This is a genomic window from Pseudomonas sp. MWU15-20650 (assembly GCF_023242475.1).
Lineage (GTDB): Bacteria > Pseudomonadota > Gammaproteobacteria > Pseudomonadales > Pseudomonadaceae > Aquipseudomonas.
The window spans coordinates 49,455-61,682 of the sequence record NZ_JALJFG010000040.1 but is presented as its reverse complement, the minus strand read 5'-3'; the positions used below and the strand labels follow the sequence as shown (position 1 = coordinate 61,682).

Sequence of the window (12,228 nt, the reverse complement as noted above, 5' to 3'; positions counted from 1 at the left end):
CTCAAAGGAATGAAATTAACCCGATCGCCGATCGCCAACGTTGTGCCTTCCAGCACCTCCACAAAGCCTTCGGCCCACGCCGCACTGCGTAGCACGCCGGAGCTCTGGTTGCGGTAGATGATGGCCTTGCCCTGCTCGATGCGGCCGCGCAAGTACTCGCGACGATTGCCAGCGGTGGGCCAGACGAACCCTGCCGGCACGTCGAAACGCATCGGTGCCACCTCAGTGACACCTTGGCGACGCAGTAAATAGGGCCGGGCCAACAGGGCGAAGGTCACCAGGGTCGACGCCGGGTTGCCCGGCAAGCCAATGACCGGCACACCGCGAAAATGCCCGAACGTCAGTGGTTTGCCTGGCTTGATCGCCAATTTCCACAACGCCAGTTCGCCCTCTTCACGCAGGGCGATCCCGAGGAAGTCGGCTTCGCCCACCGAAACGCCACCGGTGGACAGGATCAAGTCGACGCTGCCCAGCCCTGCCAGGCGCGTGCGGGTTTGTTGCAGGTCATCCGGCAAAATCCCGGCATCGACCACTTCGCAGCCCATGCGCGCCAGCCAACTGCAGAGTACGCGGCGGTTGCTGTTGTAGATCTGCCCTGGGCCAAGGGGCAAGCCTGGCTCGATCAACTCATCGCCGGTAGACAGCACGGCCACACGCACGCGGCGCACGACCTCCAATCGGTCACGGCCCAGGGAGGCGGCCAGCCCCAGTTCGATCGGCCCCAGGCGTGTGCCGGCGGCCAACACCGGCTCGCCGACGGTGGTTTCCTGGCCTCGGGGACGGATATTCTGGCCCACCCGCAACGGCTCGGTGAAACTCACCCGTTGGTCGGGGTGGACCACGGCATTTTCCTGCATTTCCACGCAGTCCGCACCTGGCGGTACCGGCGCACCGGTGAAGATGCGCGCACAGGTGCCAGCGGCCAGGGGCTGCGGAGACTGGCCGGCGAAAATGCGCTGGCTCACCGCCATCGGTTCGCCGGTCCAATCCGCCAGGTGCACGGCATAGCCGTCCATCGCGCTGTTGGGCCAGGGCGGCAGGTCGAGGGTGGAGATCAGGGCCTGCGCCAACACACGGCCATCGCACGCGGCCAGGGGCACCTCTTCCCGCTCACGGATCGGCGCCGCTTCGGCCAACGCCAGCAGTTGGTGCAGCGCGTCTTCCACCGGCATCAGTGCACCGGTCTTGCCCGGCTTATCCACGGGACTGGCAGGGTTCGGCCTGCTTCAGGTGAGGCACGAAGTTGCAGGGCCGGTGACGGTTATCCAGCTGTTCGGCCAGGATACCGTCCCAACCGGTGCGCACCGCATTGGTGGAGCCCGGCAGGCAGCACACCAGCGTGCCATTGGCCAGGCCGGCCAGGGCGCGGGATTGCACGGTGGAGGTACCAATATCGGCCACGGAAATCTGGCGGAACAGTTCGCCAAAGCCATCGACTTGCTTGTCGAGCAGGCAAGCCACGGCTTCGGGCGTGCTGTCGCGGCCGGTGAAGCCAGTGCCGCCAGTAATCAGCACGACCTGCACCACGTCCTCGGCGATCCAATGGGCGACTTGGGCGCGGATCTTGTAGAGGTCATCCTTGAGCAACACACGCTCGGCCAAGTAATGGCCGGCGGCGGTCAGGCGTTCGACGAAGACCTGGCCCGACGTGTCGGTCTCCAGGGTACGGGTGTCGCTGACGGTCAAGACAGCAATATTCAAGGGTACGAAGGGCGCATCAGCCTTGGCTTTCATGGCACGGTCCGGTTGTCGTAGGAACAGCCCGATGTTATATCACAGGGCCCTATTCACCTGCCCCAGCGGAACTGCCATGTCTTTTGAATCGTCACCCCTGCCTTGTTCGATCCTGTTGTTGGCCGGTGGTCGTGGCCAGCGAATGGGGGGCCAGGACAAAGGGCTGCTGGAATGGCGGGGCCAGCCGTTGATCGCCCACGTGCAAAGGCTGGTCCGGCCACTGACGGATGACCTGATTATCTCGTGCAACCGCAACCATGACCGCTACGCGCCCTATGCCGACCAGTTGGTAGGCGACGACTGCCCGGACTTCCCCGGCCCGCTCGCGGGTATCCGCGCGGGATTGGCCGTCGCACGCCAAGAGCATCTGCTGATCTTGCCGTGCGACGTGCCGCAAATCGATGAGCGACTGCTCGCCGACTTACGTGCGACCGCGCAACGTAACCCGCTGTTGCCGGTGATGGTGCGCCAGGGCGAGTTCTGGGAACCCTTGCTGTGCATCATCCCCACCCACCTGAAAGACCAGGTGGAACGGGCCTGGGAAGCCGGTGAGCGCAGCCCGCGCAACATCCTGCTGCAACTGGGGGGTGTAGGACTCGAATGCCCCGCCAATGACCCGCGCCTGGCCAACCTTAATACGCCCGAACTGTTGCACCCCAGAACTGGCGTGTCAGAATGAGCCTTGCACAAGGAACTTTGCCGGCGTTGCAGACGTCACAAGTTCAGCACTCAAAAAGTATTCTCTCGGAGACACACTCATGACTCAACGGACCATCGCCGCTCTCATGCTTGCACTGGGCCTCGCCACCCTCGCCGGTTGCGCCTCGCCGACAGTGATCACCCTGAATGACGGTCGCGAAATCCAGGCTGTCGACACCCCTAAATTCGACAAGGCTTCGGGCTTCTACGAGTTCGAACAGCTGGACGGCAAGCAGACCCGTGTCAACAAGGATCAGGTTCGCACCGTCAAAGACCTGTAAGCCCTGGCGCTTGCATCCAAGGCCCGCCTCGCGCGGGCCTTGTCGTTTTCGGGGTTACCAGTCGAGGGTGATTGCGCTACGAAAACTGCGTTCTTCACCGGTGACCGGGTCAATAAAACGTACGCCCTGGGCCAACAGCTTCAGCGGGTTGGCATAGTCGTCCTCGGCGTCCTTGATCACATCGGGGTAGAACGGATCGTTGCAGATGCTCGCCCCCAGCGCGGTCATGTGTACGCGCAGTTGGTGCTTCTTACCGGTCACGGGAGACAGGCCATAACGCCATAACTCGCCGTTTTTTTCCCGCACGTGCACAGCCGTTTCGGTGTTGCTGGCGCCAGGCCCTTCCTGCATGCGAAAGAACGGCTCGCCCTCCACCAGGCGGCTTTTATGCACCAAGGGAAAGGTCAAGTCAGGCAGGGCGGGGGCAATAGCTTCGTAGAACTTGTCGATGCGGCGTGTCGGAAACAGTTGCTGATACGCCGAGCGGCTTTGCGGGTTAGCCGAGAACAGCACCAACCCCGCCGTATGCCGGTCGATGCGGTGCAGAGGGACCAGGGCGGGATTGTCGAGGCGGCGAATCAGGCGGCGCAACAATGTTTGTTCGACGTACTCACCGGCTGGCGTGACTGGCAGGAAATGCGGCTTGTCCGCCACTACCAGGTGTTCATCGGCGTACAGGATGCTCTCCTGTACTGGGATTACTTTCTCGTTCGGCACCTCGCGAAAGTAATAGATGCACAGCCCCTCCTTGTAGGCCAGGTCCTGGCTGATCGGGCTGCCATCGATGTCCAACACCCGGCCACGGACAATGCGGTCCAGCCAATGCTCACGGCCGATAGCCGGAAAATGTTCGCACAGGCAATCCAGCACCGTTGCCCATGGGCCTGGCGGCAGGTACAGGGTGCTGGCTTGGTGCTGGGATGGAGAAAAAACGGAAGTGGACATGCAGGTGCTCGAAGCCTTGAAAACCGACAGGCATTATCCCGCATGGAGCGGGCTTGAGCCTAGGACTCTCACGCTTTGGCCAATTCTGCCCGCAATATCGGTGAAGCACTCGCCGCCTCGGTGAATTCCTTGAGCCAGCGCAATACATCTACCGCTTCCCAGCGCCCCGGATCATACAGCGCGTACAGCAGGCCCTGATAACCCACCACATCCAGCTGCTTGTGATAACCGGCACGCTGGAACAACGCCTCGATTTCCGCAAAGCAGGTGTTGAAATGCACTTTGTTAAATGGCGTCTTGCCTTCCGTGACCAGGCCATCGAGGCGCAGCTCGTTCACCGCATCGCGCACCACATCGGCGGACATGCGATTGACGCTGCTTTTCAGTTGTTCAACATTCACCACGGGCGTTCCCTCTACTCAATCGCTGTACAAACATACAGTAACGTAATATTCGAAAACCCGCCATCGCGTAAATGCTAAAGCAGAAAGGACACCACCTGCTCGGTGTCGAACGGCCACCCCAATTCCGCCCCTGTGTCCACCCGGCGGAGCACCGGAATCCTTAGGCCGTAGGCTTCAAACAGGGCTTCGGAATCGGCGACGTCGATCAACTCCACCATCAGTCCGTGGTCGACCAACGGCATGATCTCTTGCTCGGCGAGCTCACACAGATGGCAGCCCAGCGTGGTGAATAGCTGGCATTCGGGAGGCATGGCAAAGTGACTCAGTCGGAAAACACGCCACCATTCTAAGCTCCTCGTATACCGGTGGCGAGGGCGCTGGCGCCTTGCTCAGGTGCAGCACGCTCGACATGAAATGCCATCCCCCACACAACACCTGACCCAGATCACCATGGCCTATAACAAATTCAGCGATTCTCGCGGCTTTTTTGCCTGCGCCCCCCCTGCAACGGAGATGTGTGTGTTCGCCAACCTGCTGATTATTCTGGCCTCATCCTTGGTGATGATTGCCTTGTTTCGCCGGCTGCAATTGCCGCCCGTACTGGGCTACCTGTGCGTGGGCCTGGTGGTAGGCCCCACTGCACTCGACTGGGTGAATGACAACGAGGACCTGCCCGACCTCGCCGAGATGGGCGTGGTCTTCCTGCTGTTTTCCCTGGGCCTGGAGTTTTCCCTGTCGAAAATGCTCGCTCTGCGCCGCGTGGTGTTTGGCTTGGGCAGTTTGCAGGTGCTGGGGTGCGGGATGCTGCTCGGCGTTTTATTGATGGGCCTTGGTCTGGCACCAGGCATTGCACTGTTGCTCGGGGCGGGACTGGCGCTGTCTTCCACGGCCATTGTCAGTAAAGAACTGAGCAGCCTTGGGGAGATTTTCAGCAGCCATGGCCAGAATGCGATCGGCGTGTTGCTGTTCCAGGATGTGGTGGCAGTGCTGCTGCTGACGTTGGTGCCCGTGTTTGCCGGCAGCAGCGAACACGCCTGGTACTGGGCATTGCCACTGACCCTGGGCAAGACCGTGGTGTTGTTCGTGGGCCTGCTGTTCGCCAGCCGTTGGTTGCTGCCGCGCCTGTTTCATGAAGTCGCCGCGTCCCACTCGGCAGAGCTGTTTGTATTGCTGGCACTGGTGATCGTGCTGCTCACTGCCTGGCTGACCCATTGGCTCGGCCTGTCCCCTGCCCTCGGTGCCTTCCTGGCGGGCATGTTGCTGGGCGAAAGTCATTACCGTCATCAGATCGAGGCGGATATCCGGCCGTTTCGCGACATTCTGCTCGGGTTGTTTTTTGTCAGCATCGGCATGCTCATCGACCTGCAGTTGTTTGTCAGCCACAGCCTGTTGATCCTCGGGCTGACCCTCACACTGATGCTGGTCAAGGGCAGTGTGGTTGCCCTGCTGGTCAAGCAGCGCGGCAGTGACAGTGAAACAGCCTGGCGCAGCGGCCTGGCCCTGGCCCAGGGGGGCGAGTTCTGTTTTGCACTGATGGCGCAGATGCAGCAGAGCCGTCTGGTCCCGGATGAATTCAACGGCCTGCTGCTCGCCGCCACCTTCTGCTCGATGCTGCTGACGCCACTGCTGCTGCGCGCCGCCCCCAAGATTGCCCTGTACCTGCACCGCAAGCCCAACCAGCAAGTGCAACTGGAGGCAATCACTGCGCTCAACGCCCGGTTGCAGGGGCACGCGGTGATCTGCGGTTATGGCCGGGTGGGCCAATCCATCGGGCGATTCCTGCAGCGTGAGCGACAAGCCTTTATCGCCCTGGATGACGACCCCGAACGGGTACAGGAAGCCGCCGCCCAGGACTGCAATGTGCATTACGGTGATTGCCGTCGCGCAGCCTTGCTCAGTGCGGTCGGCCTGGAGCGGGCCCGGCTGGTGGTCATCGCGGTCGACAACAGTGATGTCGCCCTGGTGGTGCTCACAGAAGCGCGCCGGATCAACCCGGACGTGCCGATCCTGGTGCGCACCCGCGATGATAGCCAGTTGGCCGAACTGAAAGCCGCGGGCGCCAGCGAAGTGGTACCCGAATTGCTGGAGTCAAGCCTGATGCTCGCCTCGCACGCGCTGATCCTGCTGGGCCTGCCGGACCAACAGGTGCAAGCGCGGGTCGATGAAGTACGGCACAACCACTATCGCCTGCTGCACGGTTTTCCTCCCCGGGCATAGGTATCTACACAACTCTGGGGGCAGCGCTGAACCCGTGGCGAGCGGGCTTGCCACAGGAGATTATGGCTGCCTTCAAAAGTTGTGTAGAGACCGATGCTCCCCAGGGCGAACAGCAAGCCAGAAGCCCCCATCAATCCTGACTGACGGCACCGATCTTGTGGATCGACAAGTCCGCGCCGTAATACTCTTGTTCCTGGCTCAGGCGCAGCCCATGTACGCGCTTGATCCCCCCGTAGACCAATAAGCCCCCCGCCAGCGCGACCGCCACGCCGAGGGCGGTACCGATCAGTTGGCTGACCAGGCTCACACCGCCCAACCCGCCGAGGGCGGTCTGCCCGAAGATGCCGCAAGCGATACCGCCCCACACGCCACACAAGCCATGCAACGGCCATACACCCAGCACGTCGTCGATCTTCCAGCGATCCTGGGCGGCAATGAAGCACCACACAAACAGGCCACCGGCGACGGCACCGGTCACCAGCGCGCCCACCGGATGCATCAGGTCGGAGCCGGCGCAAATCGCCACCAGCCCGGCCAACGGGCCGTTGTGCAGGAAGCCTGGGTCATTACGGCCGATGACCAGCGCGGCCACGGTGCCGCCGACCATGGCCATCAACGAATTGACCGCCACCAGGCCGCTGACCCCATTCAGGGTTTGTGCGCTCATCACGTTAAAGCCGAACCAGCCGACGATGAGGATCCACGAGCCCAATGCCAGGAATGGGATACTCGACGGTGCGAACGCGACCAGGCGCCCCTCCCGATACCGCCCGTTGCGCGGGCCCAGCAGCAAGACGGCCGCCAGTGCGAGCCAGCCGCCCATGGCATGTACCACCACCGAACCGGCAAAGTCATGGAAGCTGGCACCAAAACTGGCGAGCAGCCAGGCTTGCAGGCCGAAGTTGCCGTTCCACACCATGCCTTCGAAAAACGGGTAGATAAACGCCACGATCAGCGCCGTCGCACACAACTGCGGCGCGAACTTGGCGCGCTCGGCAATCCCCCCGGAAATGATCGCCGGAATCGCCGCGGCAAAGGTCAGCAGGAAGAAGAACTTCACCAGGCCGTAGCCGTGATCCGCACTGATCACGGCTGCCGGTTGCATGAAGCTCACGCCGTAAGAGATCCAATAGCCTATAAAGAAATAGGCCAGGGTGGAGATCGCGAAGTCGCTGAGGATTTTCGACAAGGCGTTGACTTGGTTCTTTTGGCGTACGGTGCCGACTTCGAGGAACGCAAAGCCGGCGTGCATCGCCAGGACCATGACCGCGCCAATCAGAATGAACAGGGTGTTGGAGCTGTGAACAAGGGTGTCCACCGCACTTTGCAAATTTTCCATGGAGGTTGGCAGGCCTGCGTTAAAGGCAAAAAGCACCAAAGCGGTTCAAACCAGCGTGTCGCGCACTAAATTGGCACAACCGGCTCCACCCCGCTTCCGAGGGCGTGAACCGCTTTAGCGCAGCGATCAACACAACAGGTCGTTCCCGACAGGGTTTTTCCGCGAGTTTCAATTATTTAGGGTAAGGTTTTTGAAGGTGTAAGCCTCGACCGCCCAGATTCAGCGCAGGCCCCAAAGGCTGCGCACCAAGGCAAAGCAAAAGCTGTACCAGACAATTGAACTGAACCTTCACCGAAACCGGTGACTCGAAACCACACGTACCGATCAGCCCATCACGGAGATAACCATGGCCAGAAGAACTGCAAAGACTGCTCAAGAAATACTGATGGCGGATTTTCAAACCCTGGTCAGTGATACCGAAAAACTACTGGACGACACTGCCGTCCTGGCCGGCGACCAGGCCGACGAGCTGCGCACCAAGATCCATGAGAGCCTGCTCAAGGCTCGCGAGACCCTGCAACTGACCGAAGACTCCCTGCGTGAACGCGGCCAGGCGGCGGTCACGGCGACGGAAGACTATGTGCAGGCCAACCCATGGCAGTCGGTCGGGATCGCGGCCGGCGTGGGCTTTCTGATCGGTCTGCTGGCTACAAGGCGCTAACATTATGTCTATCGGCGAAACCGGCTCGTCAACGGGCACAAGTTCTACCTCCCGACGCCTGGGCGCAGCCGTTTTAGGCTTGCTGCACAGCCACGTCGAGTTGTTTGGCATCGAGTTGCAGGAGCAGAAGTCGCGCACCGTCAGCCTGCTGTTATTTGCCGGCCTGGCACTGGTGTTTGCCCTGCTGCTGCTGGTGGGGTTGTCGGCGCTGGTGATGATCCTGGTCTGGGACACCTACCGCCTCACCGGAATCATCAGCCTGTGCGTGTTCTATACCCTGGCCGCAGTGTTTTGCGGGGTACGCTTGAAAGCGGCGATATTCGATGAGTCCACGCCGTTCCATGCCACCCTCGAAGAGCTGGCCAATGACCGGGAGCGCCTGCTGCCATGAGCCTGACTGAAATCCCGCAAACCGCATCACGCCGTGAAATGCGCAAGGCGCTGATTCGCCTGCGCATGGAAATGCACCGCCAGGAAATCCGCCACGAATCCCATCAGTTAATGGCGCCCCTGCAAAAAGTGCGCGACCTGCGGCATAACTGGCAGGACAGCCTGGGCATCAAGCACGCGCCGCTGTGGGGCGTGGCGGCGGTGACCCTGATGGGCTTCTTTACCGGCAAGGGTGCCAAGGGTGGCAGCATCAGCAGCCTGACGCGCCTGGTACGGCTGGGTGCCGGGCTGATCCCGCTGATCAAGCTGGCCATGCAAGGCACGTCGCGCAAAGGGTAGCTGCGTTCCCTGGCTCCCTGAACGCCTGCTGGCTACACTCTTGCCAACAGAGTCGGCCCGGCCCTCGTCAAAGAGGGCCGGGCCTTTTTTTGCCTGCTCAATTAAGAAGGCCCCGTGATCGACGGGCAACTGCTCGCCGGCCTCCAGCCGTTCATCGATACCGTCACCGGGCGCATCGTCGAGGTCGAGGCCCTGGGCCCGTAGGCTCACTGTTTGCTGGCCCTCACACGCCCGGGGCAACCTTGCTTGCCATCGACGATTGCGGCGCCGGCTACTCCCAACTCGACCGAGTGCTGGCATTGCAGCCGGACAGTTCTTCAATAACGGTCAGCGCTTACTGTTAATCGATATCGACGTGGCCGGCCTGTAGTTTTTTGCTTGCCCCGCCAGGACGGAACCGGGAAGCTGGGGGTGTCATTCACCGTACGGAGAGTACCCGCCTTGGATTGGCCCACCCTGCTGACCCGCGAACGTCTTGGAAAGCCCCTGCACAGCCCCGAAGAACTGGGCCGCAGCCCGTTTCACAAAGACCACGACCGTATCATTTTCTCCGGCGCATTCCGTCGCCTTGGCCGCAAGACCCAAGTGCACCCGGTATCGAGCAACGATCATATCCACACGCGCCTGACCCACTCACTGGAAGTCAGCTGTGTCGGTCGCTCCCTCGGCATGCGCGTAGGCGAAACCCTGCGCAGCGCCCTGCCCGACTGGTGCGACCCAAGCGACCTGGGCATGGTCGTGCAATCAGCCTGCCTGGCCCATGACATTGGCAACCCGCCGTTCGGGCACTCCGGTGAAGATGCCATTCGCCACTGGTTCCAACAGGCCGCCGGGCGCGGCTGGCTGGATGACATGAGCAGCGCCGAACGTAATGACTTCCTCAATTTCGAAGGCAATGCCCAGGGTTTCCGGGTACTGACCCAGCTTGAATATCATCAGTTCGACGGCGGTACACGGCTGACCTACGCCACCTTGGGCACCTACCTGAAATACCCCTGGACCGCCCGTCATGCGGACTCGTTGGGCTACAAGAAGCACAAGTTCGGCTGCTACCAGAGCGAGCTGCCGATCCTCGAGCAGATTGCCCATAAGCTTGGCCTGCCTCAACTCGAGGAGCAGCGCTGGGCCCGCCACCCGCTCGTGTACCTGATGGAGGCGGCCGACGATATCTGCTACGCGCTGATCGACCTGGAAGATGGCCTGGAGATGGAGCTGTTGGAGTACGCCGAGGTCGAGTCGCTGCTGCTCGACCTGGTAGGCGATGACCTGCCACAGACGTATCGGCAGTTAGGCCCGCAGGACTCCCGCCGCCGCAAGCTGGCGATCCTGCGCGGCAAGGCCATCGAGCACCTGACCAATGCCGCGGCGCAGGCGTTTGTCGAACAGCAGGACGCCCTGCTCGCGGGCACGCTGCCGGGCGATCTGGTTGAGCACATGCACGGCCCCGCCAAACGCTGCGTGCTGGATGCCAAGGACATGGCGCGCAAAAAAATCTTCCAGGACAAACGCAAGACACTGCACGAAATCGGCGCATATACCACGCTGGAGATCCTGCTGAACGCATTTTGCGGCGCAGCATTGGAGCAACACGGTGGGCGCACGCCGTCGTTCAAGAACCGGCGCATTCTCGACTTGCTGGGCAACAGCGCGCCGGACCCAGCCTGGCCGCTGCACGCCTCGTTCCTGCGTATGATCGACTTTATCGCGGGCATGACCGACAGCTACGCCACCGAAATGGCACGGGAGATGACCGGGCGCTCCAGCCCTCAATAAGACTCGAGGAAGCAGCCTGTTCCCTGAAAGGAATTCCCCTACGATGGGAACAGAGCGGCCTGATCGAATTCTTACAAACGCCCGAAGAATAATCACGCACGCTCCTGGCGGACCAGATGAGGCACTTCCTACGCCCTCCATCGGCGCCTGACTCACTGTGTGCTCTCTATGTCCAGATACACCCTTCGTATTCTTTTGGTGGAGGATCATCCCTTTCAACTCCTGGCCACCCAATGCCTGCTCAAAAGCTACGGCTTCGACCAACTGACCCCAGTGGAAAATGCCGAGCAGGCGATCCGTACGATGATCCAGTCCGAACAGCCCTTCGACCTTATGCTATGCGACCAGTGCCTGCCTGACCTACCTGGGCTTGAGCTGGTGGAAATCGCCAGTCGTCGACGCTATGTCACCCGCGCGATCCTGCTGAGCGGGCTGCCGGCAGAGGATCTGATCAAGCTGACGACACAAGCCTCACAACGAAACCTTCCGCTACTCGGCTATTTGTCCAAGCCGCTGAACAAAGATGAACTTGAACGTTTGATCTCATCAACTTTCAACGTATAAATTGTAGGACTCTAAACATCCCCACCAAAGAAATTCGACGTGAGCCCCGGCGTAAAATCCCTGGCACTCTCACTTGCAGCAATTACCTTCAAACACTGACATCCGATGTCACGATTACCGTCCAACTTGTAGGGCGCAGACTTTTTACACGTAGGAACTTTCCTGTTTTGCATCTACTCCCCCCGAGCTTCATGCTGTTCACTCATCTTCTGAGCTAATGTGCCCGCTTTATTTGCACCGGCATGGAATGTGACTATGAATTCAGTTTTTATTATCGATGACCACCCTGTTATACGGCTTGCCATTCGGATGTTACTGGAACACGAAGGTTACAAAGTCGTCGGCGAAACAGACAATGGATGCGACGCCATACAAATGGTCCGCGAATGCCTTCCAGACCTGGTCATTCTCGACATCAGCATCCCTAAACTTGACGGCCTTGAAGTGCTCTGTCGGTTCAACGCCATGAACACCTCGATGAAAACCCTGGTACTCACGGCCCAGTGCCCCACCTTGTTTGCCACGCGGTGCATGCGCTCGGGCGCTGAGGGCTATGTGTGCAAAGAGGGTGACCTGAGCGAGTTACTGAGCGCCATCCGCGCCGTCCTGTCCGGCTACAACTACTTCCCCAGCCAAGCGTTGAATGCCAACGGAACGGAGGGCGTGGACTTTCAGGAGCTCGAACTATTTAAAACAGTCAACGACCGGGAGCTGATGGTATTGCAACTTTTTGCACAAGGCCGAACTAACAAAGAAATAGCCAAAGGTATGTTTTTAAGTAACAAGACCGTCAGCACTTATAAAAAGAGGCTCATGCAAAAACTCAAGGCCAAATCCTTGGTAGAACTCATCGAGATGGCAAAACGAAACGCGCTAGTGTGA

15 protein-coding genes and 1 pseudogene are annotated in these 12,228 nt (G+C 60.4%); 10 read left to right on the top strand and 6 right to left on the bottom strand.

What is annotated here, in order from left to right:
• Together glp and moaB are read right to left on the bottom strand one after the other, a co-directional pair.
• On the bottom strand, positions 1-1,172 hold a 1,172-nt coding region (gene glp / locus M5B43_RS23745; protein WP_248752350.1), incomplete at its 3' end, for a gephyrin-like molybdotransferase Glp.
• Positions 1,173-1,194: 22 nt separating this feature from the next.
• Entirely contained in the window at positions 1,195-1,734 is a 540-nt protein-coding gene (moaB, locus tag M5B43_RS23740) for a molybdenum cofactor biosynthesis protein B (RefSeq protein WP_248752348.1), read from the bottom strand.
• Positions 1,735-1,810: 76 nt separating this feature from the next.
• Here moaB and mobA point away from each other — a divergent pair, with 76 nt between their 5' ends.
• Both mobA and M5B43_RS23730 read left to right on the top strand, forming a co-directional pair.
• The gene (gene mobA, locus M5B43_RS23735) at positions 1,811-2,413 is read left to right on the top strand and encodes a molybdenum cofactor guanylyltransferase MobA (protein ID WP_248752347.1); all 603 of its coding nucleotides are present in this window, start codon (positions 1,811-1,813) and stop codon (positions 2,411-2,413) included.
• Positions 2,414-2,492: 79 nt separating this feature from the next.
• Positions 2,493-2,714, top strand: coding sequence for a YgdI/YgdR family lipoprotein (locus M5B43_RS23730; RefSeq protein ID WP_248752346.1), 222 nt, complete (start codon positions 2,493-2,495; stop codon positions 2,712-2,714).
• A 54-nt stretch (positions 2,715-2,768) separates the two neighbouring features.
• Here the strand turns inward: M5B43_RS23730 and M5B43_RS23725 are convergent, their stop codons facing one another.
• The 3 genes from M5B43_RS23725 to M5B43_RS23715 form a co-directional block, all read right to left on the bottom strand.
• The gene (locus tag M5B43_RS23725) at positions 2,769-3,659 is read right to left on the bottom strand and encodes a pseudouridine synthase (RefSeq protein WP_248752345.1); all 891 of its coding nucleotides are present in this window, start codon (positions 3,657-3,659) and stop codon (positions 2,769-2,771) included.
• Between the two features lie 68 nt (positions 3,660-3,727).
• On the bottom strand, positions 3,728-4,063 hold the full coding sequence (locus M5B43_RS23720; RefSeq protein ID WP_010565034.1) for a hypothetical protein: 336 nt from the start codon (positions 4,061-4,063) through the stop codon (positions 3,728-3,730).
• A 74-nt stretch (positions 4,064-4,137) separates the two neighbouring features.
• On the bottom strand, positions 4,138-4,374 hold the full coding sequence (locus M5B43_RS23715; protein ID WP_248752344.1) for a glutaredoxin family protein: 237 nt from the start codon (positions 4,372-4,374) through the stop codon (positions 4,138-4,140).
• A gap of 202 nt (positions 4,375-4,576) precedes the next feature.
• Between M5B43_RS23715 and M5B43_RS23710 the strand changes: the two genes are divergently transcribed.
• Positions 4,577-6,280: a monovalent cation:proton antiporter-2 (CPA2) family protein gene (locus tag M5B43_RS23710; protein WP_248752349.1), complete on the top strand. Its 1,704-nt coding sequence runs from the start codon at positions 4,577-4,579 to the stop codon at positions 6,278-6,280.
• 130 nt (positions 6,281-6,410) lie between these two features.
• Here the strand turns inward: M5B43_RS23710 and M5B43_RS23705 are convergent, their stop codons facing one another.
• Complete coding sequence (locus M5B43_RS23705) at positions 6,411-7,619, bottom strand: ammonium transporter (protein WP_248752343.1); 1,209 nt, start codon at positions 7,617-7,619, stop codon at positions 6,411-6,413.
• Positions 7,620-7,965: 346 nt separating this feature from the next.
• Between M5B43_RS23705 and M5B43_RS23700 the strand changes: the two genes are divergently transcribed.
• The 7 genes and pseudogenes from M5B43_RS23700 (at position 7,966) to M5B43_RS23670 (ending at position 12,228) form a co-directional block, all read left to right on the top strand.
• On the top strand, positions 7,966-8,280 hold the full coding sequence (locus M5B43_RS23700) for a YqjD family protein (protein ID WP_248752342.1): 315 nt from the start codon (positions 7,966-7,968) through the stop codon (positions 8,278-8,280).
• Positions 8,281-8,284: 4 nt separating this feature from the next.
• Entirely contained in the window at positions 8,285-8,671 is a 387-nt protein-coding gene (locus M5B43_RS23695; protein ID WP_248752341.1) for a phage holin family protein, read from the top strand.
• Positions 8,668-9,009, top strand: coding sequence for a hypothetical protein (locus M5B43_RS23690; protein ID WP_248752340.1), 342 nt, complete (start codon positions 8,668-8,670; stop codon positions 9,007-9,009). Before M5B43_RS23695 ends, M5B43_RS23690 begins: the two co-directional genes overlap by 4 nt.
• 114 nt (positions 9,010-9,123) lie before the next feature.
• Positions 9,124-9,320 (top strand): annotated as a pseudogene (locus M5B43_RS23685) (hypothetical protein); the annotation flags it as partial.
• A 130-nt stretch (positions 9,321-9,450) separates the two neighbouring features.
• Entirely contained in the window at positions 9,451-10,782 is a 1,332-nt protein-coding gene (locus tag M5B43_RS23680) for a deoxyguanosinetriphosphate triphosphohydrolase (protein WP_248752339.1), read from the top strand.
• A 168-nt stretch (positions 10,783-10,950) separates the two neighbouring features.
• Entirely contained in the window at positions 10,951-11,346 is a 396-nt protein-coding gene (locus M5B43_RS23675; protein WP_248752338.1) for a response regulator, read from the top strand.
• A 255-nt stretch (positions 11,347-11,601) separates the two neighbouring features.
• On the top strand, positions 11,602-12,228 hold the full coding sequence (locus tag M5B43_RS23670) for a response regulator transcription factor (RefSeq protein WP_248752337.1): 627 nt from the start codon (positions 11,602-11,604) through the stop codon (positions 12,226-12,228).